Genomic DNA, 16,276 nt, shown 5'->3' with positions numbered 1-16,276 from the left:
ACGCCCTTCTCGCGGCTGCGGGCCACCCGCACGACGTCATCACGGAACTCTTGGGGATAGGGAACAGGCACAGCAACATCCTTCCAGGCCGCCCCCACGGGCAAGCCAGATCAGATGTCACCAGACCGTGCATCAGTCCCCCTCGATCTCGACGAGTTGGTTCTTGTAACCGAGGACGGTGACGCCCATCAACGTGCTGGGGACGTCATGGTCAGCGAACGAGTCCCGGACTACCTGCCAGGCGGCCACCAGGTCCTCCCGCCGGGCCGATGCGACGAGAACCCGTGTGCTAATAACGTCCTGGAGTGACGCGCCTGAGGCAGTAAGAGCGGCCTGCATGTTCTCGATGGCTTTCGCTGCTTGGCCCGCGTAGTCCCCGAGCGCGGCTGTGGAGCCGTCATCGTTCAGCGGACACGCCCCTGCGAGGAAGATCAGGCGTGACTCGGCGGGCGCCGTGGCCGCGTAGGCGTACTCGGCGACGTCGGACAGGGCGGTGGAGCGGATCAAAGTGATGGCACGAGCCACGGTTGTGAGGTCCTTTCCCCTCGGGTGTTCAGCGCGGACATCCTGCCAAAGGCCAGTTGGCTGCCGCCTTCCCTTTTCTCGCCGCCCCGCGAGAACGCCGTCATTTCTGCTCGACATTCACCAACCGCCTGATCACCGACTGACTCCGGAATCAGTCGACAAACGCTGTTCCTAGACATCAACGAAGCCAGCTGATGTTCGTACGCACTTGGGCCGAAGAAGTCCTTCGGCAAATCGAACGGGTGGAGCAGACACGCCGCAGCGTGGATGCCTCCTACCGGATGCAAGGAGACGAGCCTGGCATCGACGGCGAGTACCTGCAGAGCGAGTTCCGGCAGCTCTGGGTCGCGGAACACACGCTCCTGTGAGCGGCCTACCAGCTGGAACGATGACGTGACCGGCTCGACCACGAACGGGGCGACACCGAGCGGGAGCCTGACAAGGAACTGAAGCAAGCGCGCAACGTACTGGAGCAGACACGGCTGACTTCATCGGGGATGAAGCTGTCGCCCCGCATTGGGAGCCCCCGGAGAAGCCGAAGAAGTGGAAGCCGCGGGACCGGTACTGGAGCCTGCGGAAGCTCGGTGGGCTCCCCATCAGAATCACTGACGACGGTACCTTCTGCGGCATCGCCAGCTCTGAGTTGCGTGACCGTGCGCGCGACATCGTCCGCTCTGTGGAGGACGAACTGGGTGAAGAAGCCGCGGACTACCTCGCAGAGTTGTGGTCGGACCGCTGAGAGGTATCAGGGACGTCGGTCTTCCCTCCGGGGGCGGAGGGTATATGGCGTCTCATGCGCGGGCATCCGCCAGCACGGTCTCGGGGTGCCATCGGTCGCCGCGGCGGGGCCGGTGTTCCTCGGCTTCCAGCGAGGCGATGATCTCCCGGTACGACGCGCCGGCGTCGCGCAGCTCGCGGGCGCGGGTCCGGGTGGTCTGTTCTTCGGTCACCTCGACCAGCGTCTTCTTCTCGGCTTTCCAGCCGAAAGGTGGGGCGCCGTAGGCGTATCCGCCTTGGGTGGCCTTCTCCCGGCGGCCGTGCCGGAGCCATGCGCTGATCATTGAACGTTCCAGTTGGGCGAAGACGCCCATCATCTGGCGCATGGCGGTGCGCATCGGGTCTTCGGGGTCGTCGGCGTGAATCTCGCCTGTGTCGGCGGTGAAGGCTCGGCCGTCGTGTTTCCAGACCTCGGCCAGGATCGCCTCTTGGACGACGAAGGTGCGGGCGAACCCGTCGAGGGTGGGGCCACGATCCCGTCTGCTGTGCCATCCTCGACTTCGGTCAGCGCGTCGGCCAGGCCGGGGCGGTCGGCGGTTTCGAGGGTTCCGGGTCGGCCCTCGTCACGTTAGATAGTGCGGCCGAGCCGGTGGCCGGCCTGTCGGCACCATCGCCGTACCTGCTTCTCCTGGACATCGAGTCCGTAGCCGTCGAGCTGGCGTCCGGTGCTGACGCGGATGTATCCCACGAGCCTCATGAGGCCATGATGGCGGCTCCCACTGACAGGCAGCTCTGTGACCTGCGGTGTCATAGAAGCTGGCAGATAACGGCCTCCCTGCCGACGCCCCGTCCGCCACCCACCAGGGATGTTCCTCAGACCCCTACAAGGAGCAACTACGTCGGGGTTGGCGAGGGTGACTTACTCGGGAGACGTGCGGCGGCCGTGCGCAGTAGGTCCAGCGCCTCCTTGACCAGCTTCAAGGCGGCCTCTCGGCGGACTTGTTCCTGCTCATCGAGGCAGTCCTCGACCTGCGTCCGGACTTCCAGTTCAGCTTCCGCCTGGGAGAGTTGCGCCCTGAGCTGTCCAGCTTCCTCTGCAGATAGATTCGAACCTTCGGCGAGCGCACGCAGCGCAGCGGCTCGCATGTCGGCGAGCCTGTCGTACTGGGCGACCAAGGTGACACACTGATCGTTGGTCCATGCCTCATGAGCTGCATGTTCGGCCTTCGCGAAAGAGAGGCCTGAGAAGGCCAGACTGACCGCGCTGGCTACCCCAGCCGTCACCGAGATCAACTTCTGCACGCGAAGTTGGCGCATCACCCGATCGCCCCAGGAGTCGCCGTAGGAGACGTCGACCTGCGGGGTGGGCTCGGTCTCCCCTCCCGGCGGCCTTCGCTCTGGCACGTCATTGCTCGGCATGATCACAGAGTGAACGTCGATCTTGAGGTCAGGACAAGATGCCCCGCGGCTGCGAAGGGGAAGGTTCCGCCGTAGGGGTGGTCTGCAGCAGATCGTCACAGAGAGTAATAACGGCGATTTCCGTTCGGGTGTTCCTCGACCCCCTTGACCTCCGCGAGTTCGCGGAAACTGAAGGTTCTTCAGCGCGAACCCGAGGGTGCGGTGCCCTGATTCTGGGGAATAGACCCGCGGGTTCGGGGTCAACTCGCGGGGTCGGCCTGGCCGTGTCCCGCCGAGTGGTGTAGGCCGTGAGCCTCTTTGCGGAGGGTCCGGTACAGCACATACCGGCGCAGCGGCCCATCGGGCACGCTCGGATCCTCGAAGTCGTCGGCCGGGTCCCGGGTCATGCCGATCCGGCGCATCACTGCCTGGGAACGAAGGTTGTTGACGGTCGTCGACGCAACGACCTCCGACAGCCCGAGGGTCTCGAAGCCGAAGGCCAGGCAGGCCAGCGCGGCCTCGGTGGCGTAACCGTGACCCCACGCCGAACGGGTCAGCCGCCACCCGATATCCATGCCCGTGAACGGCATGTCCTCGTCCACCTCGTCCAAGCCGGCACGGCCGATGAACTCTCCGGTCTCCCGCGCTTCCAGCGCCCACCACCCAAAACCTCGCTCGTCGAACTCGGCCTGCATGAGCGTCACCGCGGCATCGCTCTGCTCCCGTGTCAGCAGCTCGCCCAGGTGTTCCCGGACTTCGGGATCGGCGTTCATCGCCGCCCACGGTTCGAGGTCGGACTCCCGCCATCGGCGGAGCAGAAGACGATCGGTATGCAGTTCGGGCATGCCGCCAAGCTAACGCGATCAAGATCAGAGTGTCGATCAGTTATATCCGGGCCCTATGGTGGCTTACCCCATGCCAGACGCCGCAAGGATCCTCACGGCTACACACCACTCGGCGGGACACGACCGTCGGCCTCCGCAGCCTGTTCCAGCAGGGCCCGCGCGGAGTCCGCGTAGCGCATGGCGGTCTTTTCGTCGAGCCCGAACACCTCGGCGAGATGGAGTGGATCGGGCCCGTGGGTCAGGGCCTCTTCGAGTTGCCGGTCGACGCGGAGCCGCTCCAGTGTCGCGTCCTGCCCGCGCATCGCTGCACTGATCCAGTTGTTGCTGGCGCGGCTGGTCTTGGTGGCGGTCTGGTTGTTGATCAGCAGGTGGAGGTTCGCGGTGTTCGACCACTGGCTTCGCCGGTGCTCAGCAGTTTCAGGGTGAGGTCGTCGAGCGGGCGGACGCGTCCGGCGATGGTCAGTCGGCGGTTGCCGAGGTCGACGTCGTCGAGCATGAGGGTGCCGATTTGAGCGACCCTGGCGGCGTGAACCGCGGCGAGGGCGAGGATGAGCCGTGCCGCCGGGGTGGTGACCGCCACCGACCGGTCAACCTGGGCGGGGACGAGCGGTTGAAGCACGCCGTACTCGTACTGACCGACCTTGATTCGGCTGGTGGGGTTACGGAAGACGAGACCTGCCCGCTTGGCCCAGGCGAACAGTGAGCGCAGGGCGACGAGCTGGTCGCGGCGATGGTGGCCATGCAGCGTTCTAGTGTGAGTGAGGACATCGTCGCGAGTAACTTCTCGCAAGTGGTCCTAGCGGTGGTTTGTTGACGCGGGGCTGATGCCGCAGTATGCCGCCAGGCAAGGGTAGTTGGTGCTGGTCGGGGGTGGTTGTGGTGGTGACCGCGCGTCGTGCGTGTCCGCCAGCGCCGGGACCGCTGGAGGGGTACGCGGCCCGGTTCGATGACCTGTGGTGCTCGCTCGCCCAGCGGCGCGGGTTCCGGGAATATCTGGCGGGACTGTTGCTGCCGCGGGACCGGAACAAGACGCTGACCTGCCTGGCCGGGGCGGAACCGGTGGCCGGAGCGCAGAATGCGGCGGTGCAACGGCTGCAGTTCTTCCTCTCCGAGTCGCCCTGGGACCACGAGAGAATCAACGCCCGGCGCCTTCAGCTACTGCTGACCGATCCGGCGACCGCCCCGCACGCCGGCGGGGTGCTGGTCATCGATGATTCCGGGGACCGTAAGGACGGCAAGGCGACCGCGCATGTGGGCTCGCAGTGGCTGGGTCGGCTGGGCAAGACCGACCGGGGCATCGTCACCGTGACCACCTGCTGGGCGGACGAGCGCCTGTACTACCCGCTGCACGCGGTGCCCTACACCCCCGCCCGCCACTTCCCGAAGGGGAAGAGCGACCCGGGTTTTCGCACCAAACTGCAGATCGCCGCCGCGCTGGCCCGCGACGCCCAGGCTGCAAGGGTGCCCTTCCGGGCTGTCGCTGCCGACTGCGCTTACGGCGACCAGGACGCTTTCCGTGGCGAACTGACCACTGCGGGACTGCCGTTCGTGATGGCGATCAAGCCTCGGCGAGGGGCCTGGGCGTACGGCGATGAGGCGTACAGCCTGTCGATGCCGCCCGCGACCTCGCGTGGGGCGGCCCGGATACTCCTGGTGACTGGAGTGCGGTCACGCGCACGTTCCGTGACGGGCATACCGCCACCTGGTGGGCCGCCGATGCCCAGCTGGGCTGGTGGGGCCCGGACGGCACGACCCGGCTGGTAGTGGCCACCACCGACCCGGCCACCCTGCCGGACAAGACCACCTGGTACCTGGCCACCAACCTGCCCCGGCCCGGCGGACCGCGTGAGACGGGCAGTCTGCACCCGGCCGCCGACCTGCCGAAGTCGTGCGGATCTACGGGATCCGGCACTGGATCGAGCAGAGCTACAAACAAGTCAAGGACGAACTCGGCTGGGCCGACTTCCAGGTCCGCTCCGACACCGCGATCCGCCGCCACCAGACCCTGGTCAACTGCGCGTTCTTCTTCTGCTGGGACGCCTGGTTCGACCAACCCGCCCCGCCCGAACCACCGACCGGGCACTCCGCGGTCTCCGCCCTCGCCGACCGCCAGGACCGGCCAGAGAGGGGGACCGTCTCCTTCCCACCAGCCCCTCCCACCCTGTTGGCCCCGGGCATTACGTGCAATCCGCAGCTGGCTGACCCCCTGCATCGCGCTACAACGCTGGTGGCAGGCATGGTCCAACGCGCCCCCACCCACCGACCTCCAGACCCTGATCGACGCGGTGACCGCCGGGCAACATCTGAACCCCTACGCCCCGACCTAACAAACCACCGCTAGCGGTTCGACCACTCCAGAAGTGCTGGTCGGACATGGTTGAGGTAGAGCCAGACCGTGCCTTGCCGCCGGGGCAGGCTGCGGGGGCCACCGTCGCGCAGGGTCCGGGTCCAGCGCTCGGCCTCCGCGCTGATGCCTGGCGCGAGTCCTTCCAGGCGCTCGGCGAGCCAGCTCGAAGGAGGGCTCTCTGTCGTCCAGGAAGATCCCCATCTCCTTCAGGACCGTGACGGTATGCCCGACTGGCAGGTCGCGGGCCCGGAGCGGGCTGAATATCTCGCTGTGACGGATGACATCGCCTGCGACCGCTCGGGGAGGACCAGGGCCAGGCCGCGGTTCACGGCGAAGCGGATTTTGCGCCCCCATCCCCGCACCTCGGCGAGCTGGTAGGCGAGGTACTTCGCCCAAGCCAGCCACGGGCTGGTCAGGTCGACGGCTGTTGGGTCGAGGCGGCTGTAGTCACGCGGGATCTGCTCGAACAGCGGCAGTTGGCTCCAGTCGGCACGCGGCCGCCAGGCTGGCGCGGGCGGCGGCTTGCGTGGCGGTCCCCGTCGTCCTCCGCGCTGTGCAGGGGCGAGTGCCGGTCCATTGCGGTGGTGCAGGCCGACGAAGAACAACTGGTGGTGCCGGACGGCCTGGAGCCGGGCTCTCACATCGGCCTCGGCGGTCAGCGGACCGGAAGCGGCCTGGGTGTTGAGGCGGGCCTGGCACCAGCACAGACGGCAGTAATTCCACTTCAGCGGCTGGACGCGGCGGCAGCCACCGCAGGTGGCCGTTTCGTGGCTGCGGCCGAACATGTAACAGGTCTGGCAGAGGCGTCCGCTGAAGTCGCCCCCAGGGCAACTGTCGCACGAGTGGGTGGGCTTGCAGTACCCCTTCGGAAACCGGCTCATGCCGGAGGCAGCGACCGGCCATCGCGACGCTTGGGCACCACCACCGGGCCAGCAGTGTCGGAGCCGACCGCGACCCGGCCGGTCGCCCGCTGATCAGGGCGGTTGACCTTGCCCGGCTCGGGGATCAGCAGGTCACCGATCTCGCAGCCGAGGACGACGCAGATGACGTCCAGGTCCTCCAGCTTGAGCGAGACCGGCTGCCCGGACCACAGCCCGGACATCTTCCCGGCCGAGATCACCAGGCCGTGCTCCGCGAGGTTTCGCTGGAGCTCGGACGCCTTCCAGATGCCCTTGTTCGCGGCGGTCAGCCGCAGGTTCCACTTCATCGGACCAGTCCTTCCAGCCGCTTCGCGGCCCGTTCGATGCCAGCGACCCAGGCGTCCTCGACCCGGGTCTGCTGCACGTGGATATAGCGCATCGTCGTGGCGATCCAGGAGCGTCCCAGGACCTCCTGGATCGCAAGCAAGTCCAGCCCATTTCCACAGAGTTGGGACGCACAGAAGTGCCGAAGGACGTGCGGCGTCAGCTTCTCGCCCCACCCCGGCAGATGTGCTTTGGCCGCGTTCTTGAGGCCGTCGGGCAGAGCGTCGTCGCCGACCCGGCGCGAGGAGCCGTCGGTGTTCCTGCGCTCGGAGGGAAACAGCGGGGCACCGGGACGGGTGTGGTCATCGTCGAACTGGCCCCAGACGTCCTCAATGAACCACCGAAGAGTCCGGTCGGCGCCGTTGATCAGCGGCATCATCCGCTCGCGCGGACCCGAGCCGCGGGCGCCCTTGCCGTGGCGGACGTGAAGCTTGCCGAAGCGGCCCAGCTCCCACTTGATGTCGTCCAGGTCGAGCCCACATGCCTCGCTCACCCGCAGGCCGACCTGGGACAACCGCTTCGAGGCGGTGTAGTTCCTGGCGGTAGGGGCGAACTTGCGGCATGTCGCCAGTTCGCCGCCCCAGCCAGTGAACAGTGTCCCGACCTCCGGCTCGCTTGGCGGGATCCGCAGCTGTGCGTCCTTGGCCCCACGCGGCTTGTTCATCTCGTCGATCGGGCACTCGACGACCCGGCCGGTCATCCGATGGAGCTCGATCTTGTGCCGCAGCTCCAGGAACATGAAGTACGTGGTCAGTGCCTGTGACCGGCCCAGCCGGGTGCCACTCGGTGAACCCCCGCAGCACCTTCCCGAAGTACGCGTCAGCGTCGGCCGGCTCCATGTCCCACAGCGGTCGGCCGAACCAGCTTCTGATCTGGTCCAGGTGCCCGACGTCCCCGCGGATGGTGCCGTCCGCCAGCCCTGCCGAGGCCCGCGCGAGGACGAACCCGGACAGCACGTCGGTCTCGAACCGCTCCAGCTCCTCAGCCGACGCGGGCGTCCGGTGCTCACGCAGATCCCGTACGACTGCCAGCGCCACCAACCCGAGCCTCCTCGCCTTCGGCCCGACTGTGGATCGGTCGGACGAGGTGAGAACGCTTCGAGAATCCCGAAGTTGCGTCACCCAACCACAGAACACTCGAAGGAGGAGGAACCCCTGGCCACAAGAGAGAGGACTCAGCAGAGCTCAGGGGAACTCAAGGGTTGTCGCACAATCGAGGTGCTCTTCGAGCAAGACGTCGAGCCGCCTGCCGTCGGGACGGGCTGCAGGCTGATCGGAGACCGGTGGCTTGCCATGGCCGGCTGGTCTACCTCCCGTCGGGGTGGTTCTCGATCCAGGACAGGCCGCCGAGGTCTAGGCGGTGGCGGGCCCGGGTGACGGCGACATAGGCCAGGCGGGCGTCGGCGTCGTTGATGGGGCCAGGGGTGGGCTGACCGTTGGCGTCGCACTGATCGCTGTCCTTGGGCGGGTGGAAGTCGTCAGCGATCTTCACGCTTGCCCATTCGCGGCCTTTGGCCTTGTGGGCGGTGGAGACGGTCACGTCGGCCAGGCGTTCGTCGGCGAGTTGGTTCAGGGCGGTGAGGATGGCTTCGGGGCCGTGCTGGTCGACCAGGTCGACCAATGGCTGCAGGTCACCGCCGGAGGGGTCGTGTTCGGCATAGTCCTGCAGTTCGCCCCAGCTGGGGAAGAGGACCAGTTCGGGGTGGGTGGTTCGGCGGCCTTGCTTAAGATCGCGGGCCGCAAGGGCCAGCGTCCGCAGGCTCTGCCCTCCTCCGGCCAGCGCCACGTGGTGGCCTTGGGCAAGGAACGTCATCACCTGGGCCATAGCACCTACGTTGGTCCGGCACAGCACCGCGTCCGGATGCTCGACGGTGCCGACTTCGGTAGGGACGGTCTCGGTGCCGCGCAGGCGGATTGGTGTGCCAGTGATGGCCAGCCACCGGTTGGCCTCGGTGGCGAGGTGGGGGCCGAAGCGGAAGGACTGCGACAGCATCAAGGCGGTGCCGTCGAAGCCGGTCATCACGTCGCGGGCGCCGCGCCAGCCGTAGATGGCCTGTGCGGAGTCCCCGACCATCACCAGCTGAGCGTGGGCGCGCTGGGCTGTGAAGACCAGTTCGACGACGGGGTTGGTGTCCTGGGCTTCGTCGAGCAGGAGGAATTCGGCTTCGATCGTCGGGTCGGTCAGGGCCCAGATCTTCAGGTAGTGGTCGTGCTCGAAGCGCACCACTCCGCCGTCTGGGTGTTGGAGGTCGGCCCAGGCTTTGCGGGCGAAGGGCAGGACGATGTAGGCGAGTTCGGCGTGGTGCTCTCTGGTGTCGACGCCCCGGAGGCGTGGGACGTGGTGGCGCGCGAGGGCATTGTCAGCGGAATGGCAGTAGCTGGCCACCGTGCGCAGCACGGTGTGGGACAAGGCCTTGGGGGTGATCTCGCGGTCGCCGATCTTGGCGGATTTGGTGATGCCGAGGGCGTTGCCGGTTTTCCAGCTCGGCTGGCGGGGGCCGTTGAGGCGGTGGGTGTAGCGGTGGCCGAGGGCGGCGAAGGCCAGGGAGTGGGCGGTTTTGCACGTGACGGTGGGCGGGAATTTGGTTGCTGCTTCGGTGGCGATGGCTTTGTTGTAGGCGATGTAGCGGCCGCGGCGCTTGGTGGTGGATGCGAGGAGGGTGAGAGTGGTGGTTTTTCCGGTGCCGGCGCCGGCCTGGATGACGAGGTGGTCTCCGGCGCGGAAGGCGTCGGCTGCTGCCGTCTGCTCATCCGTGGGTCCTGGCATTTGGGCCCTCCGGGGGCGGTGTACGGGAGTGGTCATGCGTGGCGGGCGCCGCGGCGACGGGCGAGGGTGGGGAGGCGGTCGTGGATGTGCTGGTGGTGGGCGAGCGGGTCGAAGGGCTGCCAGTCGGTGAGGGCCGCGTCCGCTGCGGTGGGGGCTGCGGCGTGCTGGGGGCAGCGCTGGGCGCGCCAGCTCATTTGTTCTGCGTAGGGCAGGTGGCTGAGGTCGTAGATGGCCATGGTGGTGGCGGGGAGGGCTAGTTGCTGGTGGTGGCCAGGGTTGGTTGGAAGGAGTGCCCAGGTTCCCTGCGGGCTGTTGGAGGCGAGTACGGGTGCGGTGCAGCGGCGGCGGTCGCGGGTCTGGGCCACGCACTGGATGTCTTCTAGGGGGCAGGGGGCGAGGTAGCGCAGGTAGAAGATCTGTACGACGGGTCGGGCTGGCCTGCAGGCGGGGGGCTGTGCCGGCGGGATATTGCTGGGTTGGGTGGGGGCTCCGGTGTCGCGTCGGCGGCGGGTGCAGACGGCCAGGCGGCGGCGCAGCTCGGCGAGTTGGGGTGTGGGTGCTGGTGTGTCGTGGGCGGGGCACAGCAGGGTGTGGGGGATGCGGCACCAGGGGGTGCCGTCGCCTGCGGGGTGGGCGATGCCGGAGCTGGTGTGCCAGCGGTGGGTGGTGGGGACGGTGGTGGTGGGCAGTTCGTGGGGGTGGAGGGCGATTGGCTGGTGCGGTTCTGTGCGGTAATACCAGTCGATGGGGTGGGTGCAGTCGTGGCAGCGGGCGGTCTGGGCGGTGCGCAGGAGTCGGCTGGCGCTGGTGGGGGTGACGCGCAGGGCGCGGGGGTGGTGGGCTGTGTGGGGGGTGCCGTCCCATCGGTGGCCGGGGGGTGTGGGTGTGGGGCGCATGGCGGTGAACGTGCCATGCGGTGCGCTGGGGGTGGGGTGCTGGGGCCGTGGGCGTCCTGCGGATGGCCGTATCCGGGGGGACTGGTGTGCGAAGTGTCGAGTGTCCGTTCCCGGGGTGTCGCCGGTTCGTGTGGTGGCCGGAGAGGCGCGGGAGCGGGTTGCGCCGGGGTGGGCGGTGCGGTCAGCTGCCGGGTTTTACTGGGGGCGTGTGGCCGTTGCAGAGCGCGCGGAAGAGTTCGTCCAGGGGGGTGTTCAGGGCGTGGGCGAGGGCGTGCCAGGTTTTGAGGGTGCCGATGGTGCGGCCCTGCTCGATTTCGATGAGGGTGCGTCTGGCCAGGCCGCTGCGTTCTGCGAGTTGGTCGTAGGTCCATCCGCGCTCGGCCCTCAGTCGCGCGAGTTCCAGACGGAGCGCGTCGAGGTTGGGGTCGGGCGGGAAGATCGTCACTCGACCATCCGACGGTGCAGAGCCATGCCCTGTCAGTGCAGACCTCTGCCCTATTTGTGCAGGTGATCGGCCAAACGAGAGGGCAGGGGTCTGCACTACGGTGTGCGCCCACGCGCCACTCCCCCGACCGGCGGGCCGGCCACGGCGCACAGGAGACGGGAGGGCGCGCGCCCGATGAGGCTGTGCACGATGCAAGCGGTGGTGCAGCGCACCTGGACGGTGGAACTGCGCCCGCAGCAGGGCGGTCCGGTCCTGGCCTGCCGTCAGTGCGCCCCGGCCACGGGGACGGTGAAGGCTGCGTCGGCCCGGTCCGCGGCTCTGGCGCATCTCGCCCGGCACGCCCGCCGTGACGCGCTCCCCCTGCACCTGCGCATCTGTCAGTGCCACGAACGCGGCTGTCGCTGGCATCCGCGGCACCGCGGCTGCTCCGGCCCCATCCTGCTCGTCCTGATGCGCGAGCACGGCGGCCGCATCTGGCGGCTCGCCGACGCCTGCACCGCGTGCGCCAGTATCACCGCCCACGCCGCCGTGGTGCCCGAAACGGTCCTCACTTCCCACGGGCCGGAGCTCGGCACCGCCCCGCGCATCCGGCAAGCCCGGCACAGACAGCAGGGGCCGGGCGAGCAGGTCCGCGTACACGAAATGCTGAGCTACCTCGCCGCTGCCCTGGCCACCAGTACGAATTCTGCTGCCCGCCTGCTCGCCGTGCAGTGCGCCCTGCGCTCCACTGCCACCGGAGGCATCAGGATGTCCGCCGGACTGCTGCGCGGCATGCGGCTCGGCGATGCTCCAGCGGCATGGCACGAACTGGAACAGGACGGCTGGCTGCGCCAGTTGCCGCGCAGAGCTTCGGTGCCGGCGTCACGCAGGGAAGTGGAGGCGCAGCTGCTTGACAGTGCCGTTCTCTCCCAGGTTCCCGGGCGCAGCGACCGTGCCCGGGCTGCCGACTGGGCGCTGCGCGTCATCACTGCACGACGCTTGCGCGGTGCCTGCGCGACGGTGCGGCTGATAGCGCTTGTGCTCACCGCTCATCCCGGCGGGGACCGGTCTGAGCGCGTGGCGGAAGCCGACGGTGTGGCGCATCTGTGCTGTCTGCCGCACGACCGCTTGGTCGCCTCGCTCGACCAGCTCGTCATCGCAGGTGTCCTGGCGGCCTGGGCATGGGATCGGGTCACCGATGACCTGCGATGGCAGTTGCGCGCGCCAGGTCAGTCATGAGCTGTGCCCCCATTTCAGGAAGTGGTTCATGGACAGCACCTGACTGGTCGGCTCGGTGACCGCCGCACAAAAGAGCGTGCCTTCCGGGCCTCCCGGACCCGCCCCGCCGGGCGGACTGTTACCGCTGGGTTGCCCGGGGGCGCCAGGTCCGGATTTCGAGGTGGGTGATGTGGGCTCCCGGGTGGATGCGGCCGGTTTCAGCGAGCCATTGCTGCACGGCGGCGGTGACGTCCCCTGCTGCGCGGTCCACTCGTCGGGCGAATTCGGCTGCGTCAAAGCCTCCGGTCGCAGCTCCGCCGTAGGAGCGTTCCTCGGTGTGGTCGGCGCGTTGGATCACGTCGCGGCGGATGCCGGGTGAGTCGGCGCGGCTGCCGGAGGGGAGCACGTAGCCGCCTTTGGGCATGCGCACGGTGAAGGCCAGGCGCAGGCCGCGACGGGCGGCTTCGGCGATCAGGGGGCGCAGGCGGGCGGAGCCGGAGGCGATGGCCTGGACGCCGACGCGGCCCGTGCCGGTGCCGGTGGGGGTGATCAGCACGGCCTTGGTGCGGACCCGGGCCGTTGTCCCGCTGCGGGTGGTGCGGCGGGTGATGTGGGGAGCGGCGATGTCGGCGAGTTCTCCGGTGTCGGTGATGCCTGCGGTCTGGACGGCATTGAGCGCGTGGCGGAGTGCGGGGACGAAGGCGGCGCCTTTGTGGCGTGTGTAGAACTGGGAGACCAGGGAGGGGTCGCGGTTGATGATGCGGGCGACGTCGCGCTTGGTGTAGCCGGCGGCTTGGAACTGGTCGGTGAGGCGGGCGGCTTCGTTCAGTTCGCGTCGCTGGGTGCGGCGGTTGCGTGGTGGCATCAGGCTCTACCGCCGGGGTGGTTGCGGTGGAAGGCGGCGCGGCCGGCGTCGCGCAGGGCGAGCAGGTCCTCTTCGCTGGTGGGTGCAGTGATGGGGCCGGTGAGGTGGCCTTTGTTGAGGTAGTCGCCGGGCTGGCCGTGGTGGGGCCAGTCCATGGGTTGGGTGAGGTAGATGGCGTCGGTGCGGAAGGCGACGACGGTGCCGGGGGGTGTGTGGAGGGCGCCGACGTGGGTGTTGTCCTCGCGCATGCGCATCGAGAGCAGGGCGGCGCGGGCGGCGGACCAGATGCCGGCGGCCCATTCGGGGTGGGCGTAGGGGTCGCGGGAGAAGCCGGTGGGGCGTTGCCAGGTGACGGTGTTCTCGTCGAAGCCGATGATTTCGGCGTCTTCGGGGATGTCGCGTTCGGCGGTGCGGGGGGTGGTGCCGGTGACGATGCGGGGCCGTTGGGCGAAGGATCCGATGCCGTAGAGGAGGAGGGAGCGGACGGCGCGGGAGGCGAGGCGGGCGGCGGTGCGCTGTTGTTCGTCGGTTGTTCGTCGGTGTGGAGGTCGGCTTGGGCGGCGAGGCGGGACCAGCTTTCTTTAAGTTTCTTGGACCAGTCGTCCAAGGGTTTGCCGTCGTCCCACAGCAGTCCGTCGAGGATCTCGACTTTCCACGGCTGGTGGGGGTTGGTCAGGGCGGTGTGGATCTCGGGGCCTCCGGCCCAGGTGGTGAAGGTGGTGCCGCCGGTGCGGGGGTAGTGCCAGGCGCGTTCGCCGGGGGCGGGGGCGGGGAGGATGCCGACGTGGTCCCAGGTGTCGGGGACGGTTACGCGCACGTGCCAGTGGCCGCAGCCGAAGAGGGCTTTGGTCTGTTCCTTCTCCGACCAGGAGGCGAACGTGGCGGCGGTGACGCGCCGGGGGTGCCGACGCCGGATTTCCAGGTGTGCTTGGCGTAGGCGAAGGTGCGGTCGTATTCGACGAGGGCGGGGAGTTGTTCGGGAACGTCGGGCGGGGTGAGCAGTTCGGTGCGGCCTTGGCCTGCGGTGGCGTGCAGCAGGCCGCGTAGTTCCTCGGAGAGGACCGGGTATCCGTCGGCGAACTGGCCGCGGGTGGGGATGGTGCGGGTCCACAGGTCGCGGCCGGTCTGGGAGGGGGATCCCATGATGACGGCGTCGGGCCAGTGGGTGTGCAGGGTTTTCCACAGTAGGACGAAGGCGTCGCGGATGGTGTCGGGGGCGGTGCCGCCGGTGTCGAACCACTCCCCCACGGAGCGGATCTCGACGTGCTGCTCGCTGTTTTCGCGCTGGTAGCGGCCGACGGGGTTGCGGGGGTGGACGAAGTGGCCTGCCATGCGGTCCTTGCCGCGGCCGGTGTCGGTGCGCCAGCCGGGGGTGGGGGCGTTGAGCCAGGCGGTGACGGCGTCCTTGAGGTAGGGGTAGCGGTCGGCGTCGCGGTGCCAGGGGTCGCCTGCGGTGATGTAGATCCGCTCGGCGCCCTCGGGAAGGGCGTGGAAGACGGCCTCGAGGATCTCGCCGGCTGAGGGGGATTTCAGCTCCAGGCGCAGGGTCTGGTTCCGGTGGACGAGGATGCCGGTGTTGGTGTCCAGGAAGACCGTGGAGCGGGCCTGCTGGGTGAAGTTCGGGTGCGTGGACGCAAGGTTGGCGGTGTGGCTGAACCACCGGTCCCCCGCTGTGCCCTCAGGGATGGACGGCAGGGGCCGGGTTTCTCCCGCACGCGCAGGGGCAGCGGCGTCGGGTGCGGGCTGGGTTCCGCAGGTGCGGACGGGGGTGTTGAGGTGGTTACCGGCATCCGGGCGGTCATCGCTGGGGCAACCGCCCCCGGTACGGGCTCGGCGGTCCTCGGCTCGTCGCCGGGCTCGGTGGGGCCGGTCGGTGTGGTCTCGGGCGGTTCGGTGGGCCCGGCCGGGGCGGTGAGATCGTCCGGGGCAAGGGTCGGGACGAGGCTGACGACCTCGGCCAGGCTCAGCCCGGCGGCCGGAGCGATCCGTTCGGCCTTCGCCTTGTGGTGCCCGGCCAGCGCGGTGACCTTCTTGTCGCGTTCCGCCTCGAGCTTCGCCAGTGCGGTCCGCGCCTTCTTGATGTCGTCGCGCAGGGCACGCAGTTCAGCGAGTGTGGCGGTGTAGGTCTTGGCGTCCATCACGGTCCCTGTGCGGCGTCGGTTCAATCGACGGTGTCGGTGGTGTTGGTGGTGACGTAGGCGATGGTGCCGCCCGAGTGCGAGGCCAGGCGGGTGCCCAGCAGAAGGTCCGCCAGTTCCCGGTCCTCCCGTGCGGGAGCCGTCAGTTGCTTCACCGGCTGTGCAAGGTCGGTGAGGTGGCCGGCGAGAACTGCTTCGGGGAAGCCGTGGCGGCCGCGGTCGTCTTTCTCCCAGCGTTCGAGTCCGGTCAGGACCGCGACCACAAAGCCGGACAGCGTCACCGGCAGCACCCGCCCGGCCGCGATACTCCCCGCATCACAGCGCCACCAGCCGCGCAGCGCCTTCAGCAGCTCCTCGGGCGGCAAGGTTGCGGAGAATCCGGTCCACGCACCGTTCCCTGCCTGCTGGGCCACATCGGCACGCAGCACCGCAATCTCCGGAGCCGGAAGATGCGCCAGCGGAGCAGCGGCCCGTTCCTTCAGCGTGGTCACCACCTCCAGCGGGACCATCACGCGGACTCCCCGTCGCGACAGCCCTGGCAGCACACCAGCACGTACGAGCCGACGGAAAGTCGTGACGGCGCAGCCGAGTTCCTCGGCCGCTTGACCGGTCGTCAGGAGCACATTCCCTCCCCCACGTACATGCCGACTCCGTTATCTGATTTGGCATAGGCTAACGGTTGCGCCCGACGCAGTCAAAGCTGCCGACGGAAGCTTCACGACGTCAGCACACAGCCGGCCACCTGGGTTCCGCCTCTCCAGCAGAGACTCCTAAGAGGACGTCTCAGTTGGCGAGTCTTTAGAAGTCATCTCATTTGGTGAGTCGGCGGTAGCAGATGAGGGTGCAGGCGATGCTGGTGAAGGCGAGGAAGTGTTCGGCTTTGCGTTCGTAGC

Annotated in this window: 21 protein-coding genes and 1 pseudogene; 4 read left to right on the top strand and 18 right to left on the bottom strand. The window is 68.5% G+C overall.

The genetic code is table 11. The features are described 5' to 3' along the window. Positions 1-132: 132 nt before the first annotated feature. The gene (locus ABZW18_RS32085) at positions 133-525 is read right to left on the bottom strand and encodes a Rid family hydrolase (RefSeq protein ID WP_356194394.1); all 393 of its coding nucleotides are present in this window, start codon (positions 523-525) and stop codon (positions 133-135) included. A gap of 194 nt (positions 526-719) precedes the next feature. Here ABZW18_RS32085 and ABZW18_RS32080 point away from each other — a divergent pair, with 194 nt between their 5' ends. Further along, a complete protein-coding gene (locus tag ABZW18_RS32080; protein WP_356194392.1) occupies positions 720-893 on the top strand; it encodes a hypothetical protein in 174 nt (57 codons plus the stop codon). A gap of 423 nt (positions 894-1,316) precedes the next feature. Here ABZW18_RS32080 and ABZW18_RS32075 read toward each other — a convergent pair. The 6 genes and pseudogenes from ABZW18_RS32075 to ABZW18_RS32050 form a co-directional block, all read right to left on the bottom strand. Then, positions 1,317-1,751, bottom strand: a pseudogene (locus tag ABZW18_RS32075) (recombinase family protein); the annotation flags it as partial. A gap of 119 nt (positions 1,752-1,870) precedes the next feature. After that, positions 1,871-1,999, bottom strand: coding sequence for a recombinase family protein (locus tag ABZW18_RS32070; RefSeq protein ID WP_356194389.1), 129 nt, complete (start codon positions 1,997-1,999; stop codon positions 1,871-1,873). Between the two features lie 137 nt (positions 2,000-2,136). Then, the gene (locus ABZW18_RS32065; RefSeq protein ID WP_356194388.1) at positions 2,137-2,661 is read right to left on the bottom strand and encodes a hypothetical protein; all 525 of its coding nucleotides are present in this window, start codon (positions 2,659-2,661) and stop codon (positions 2,137-2,139) included. A 239-nt stretch (positions 2,662-2,900) separates the two neighbouring features. Continuing rightward, positions 2,901-3,485 (bottom strand): GNAT family N-acetyltransferase, encoded by a 585-nt coding sequence (locus ABZW18_RS32060; RefSeq protein ID WP_356194385.1) that lies wholly within the window; start codon positions 3,483-3,485, stop codon positions 2,901-2,903. A gap of 98 nt (positions 3,486-3,583) precedes the next feature. Beyond that, positions 3,584-3,787 carry a hypothetical protein gene (locus tag ABZW18_RS32055; RefSeq protein ID WP_356194383.1) on the bottom strand — a complete coding sequence of 68 codons (204 nt, stop codon included), beginning with the start codon at positions 3,785-3,787 and terminating at the stop codon, positions 3,584-3,586. Positions 3,788-3,846: 59 nt separating this feature from the next. After that, complete coding sequence (locus ABZW18_RS32050) at positions 3,847-4,275, bottom strand: hypothetical protein (protein ID WP_356194380.1); 429 nt, start codon at positions 4,273-4,275, stop codon at positions 3,847-3,849. A 92-nt stretch (positions 4,276-4,367) separates the two neighbouring features. On the opposite strand from ABZW18_RS32050, the gene ABZW18_RS32045 reads away from it, so the two are divergent. Next, entirely contained in the window at positions 4,368-5,249 is an 882-nt protein-coding gene (locus ABZW18_RS32045; protein ID WP_356194378.1) for a transposase, read from the top strand. A 124-nt stretch (positions 5,250-5,373) separates the two neighbouring features. Next, entirely contained in the window at positions 5,374-5,826 is a 453-nt protein-coding gene (locus ABZW18_RS32040; protein WP_356194376.1) for a hypothetical protein, read from the top strand. A 212-nt stretch (positions 5,827-6,038) separates the two neighbouring features. Here ABZW18_RS32040 and ABZW18_RS32035 read toward each other — a convergent pair whose 3' ends face one another. From ABZW18_RS32035 to ABZW18_RS32010, 6 genes are all read right to left on the bottom strand, one after another. Next, the gene (locus ABZW18_RS32035; protein WP_356194374.1) at positions 6,039-6,617 is read right to left on the bottom strand and encodes a hypothetical protein; all 579 of its coding nucleotides are present in this window, start codon (positions 6,615-6,617) and stop codon (positions 6,039-6,041) included. 92 nt (positions 6,618-6,709) lie between these two features. After that, entirely contained in the window at positions 6,710-7,039 is a 330-nt protein-coding gene (locus ABZW18_RS32030; protein ID WP_356194372.1) for a helix-turn-helix transcriptional regulator, read from the bottom strand. Continuing rightward, positions 7,036-7,815 carry a site-specific integrase gene (locus ABZW18_RS32025; protein ID WP_356194370.1) on the bottom strand — a complete coding sequence of 260 codons (780 nt, stop codon included), beginning with the start codon at positions 7,813-7,815 and terminating at the stop codon, positions 7,036-7,038. Before ABZW18_RS32025 ends, ABZW18_RS32030 begins: the two co-directional genes overlap by 4 nt. Positions 7,816-8,381: 566 nt before the next feature. After that, a complete protein-coding gene (locus ABZW18_RS32020) occupies positions 8,382-9,842 on the bottom strand; it encodes a UvrD-helicase domain-containing protein (RefSeq protein WP_356194368.1) in 1,461 nt (486 codons plus the stop codon). Positions 9,843-9,874: 32 nt separating this feature from the next. Continuing rightward, the gene (locus ABZW18_RS32015) at positions 9,875-10,738 is read right to left on the bottom strand and encodes a DUF6083 domain-containing protein (RefSeq protein WP_356194366.1); all 864 of its coding nucleotides are present in this window, start codon (positions 10,736-10,738) and stop codon (positions 9,875-9,877) included. Positions 10,739-10,919: 181 nt separating this feature from the next. Next, positions 10,920-11,183, bottom strand: coding sequence for a helix-turn-helix transcriptional regulator (locus ABZW18_RS32010; RefSeq protein WP_356194364.1), 264 nt, complete (start codon positions 11,181-11,183; stop codon positions 10,920-10,922). 189 nt (positions 11,184-11,372) lie between these two features. Here ABZW18_RS32010 and ABZW18_RS32005 point away from each other — a divergent pair, with 189 nt between their 5' ends. After that, positions 11,373-12,401: a hypothetical protein gene (locus ABZW18_RS32005; RefSeq protein ID WP_356194362.1), complete on the top strand. Its 1,029-nt coding sequence runs from the start codon at positions 11,373-11,375 to the stop codon at positions 12,399-12,401. A gap of 118 nt (positions 12,402-12,519) precedes the next feature. Here the strand turns inward: ABZW18_RS32005 and ABZW18_RS32000 are convergent, their stop codons facing one another. The 5 genes from ABZW18_RS32000 to ABZW18_RS31980 all read right to left on the bottom strand — a co-directional run bounded on the left by ABZW18_RS32000 (position 12,520) and on the right by ABZW18_RS31980 (position 16,006). Beyond that, entirely contained in the window at positions 12,520-13,245 is a 726-nt protein-coding gene (locus ABZW18_RS32000) for a helix-turn-helix domain containing protein (protein ID WP_356194360.1), read from the bottom strand. Next, positions 13,245-13,499 carry a hypothetical protein gene (locus ABZW18_RS31995; protein WP_356194358.1) on the bottom strand — a complete coding sequence of 85 codons (255 nt, stop codon included), beginning with the start codon at positions 13,497-13,499 and terminating at the stop codon, positions 13,245-13,247. The genes ABZW18_RS32000 and ABZW18_RS31995 overlap by 1 nt, the downstream gene beginning before the upstream one ends. Positions 13,500-14,052: 553 nt before the next feature. Then, positions 14,053-14,577 carry a hypothetical protein gene (locus ABZW18_RS31990; RefSeq protein ID WP_356194356.1) on the bottom strand — a complete coding sequence of 175 codons (525 nt, stop codon included), beginning with the start codon at positions 14,575-14,577 and terminating at the stop codon, positions 14,053-14,055. Between the two features lie 197 nt (positions 14,578-14,774). Continuing rightward, complete coding sequence (locus tag ABZW18_RS31985) at positions 14,775-15,383, bottom strand: hypothetical protein (protein ID WP_356194354.1); 609 nt, start codon at positions 15,381-15,383, stop codon at positions 14,775-14,777. Positions 15,384-15,406: 23 nt separating this feature from the next. Then, complete coding sequence (locus ABZW18_RS31980) at positions 15,407-16,006, bottom strand: helix-turn-helix domain-containing protein (protein ID WP_356194351.1); 600 nt, start codon at positions 16,004-16,006, stop codon at positions 15,407-15,409. Between the last annotated feature and the right edge of the window lie 270 nt (positions 16,007-16,276).

The sequence above is a fragment of the Streptomyces sp. NPDC004647 genome, assembly GCF_040609575.1.
Lineage (GTDB): Bacteria > Actinomycetota > Actinomycetes > Streptomycetales > Streptomycetaceae > Streptomyces.
Note: the sequence above shows the minus strand (reverse complement) of the source record. Positions and strands in the feature narration are given on the sequence as shown.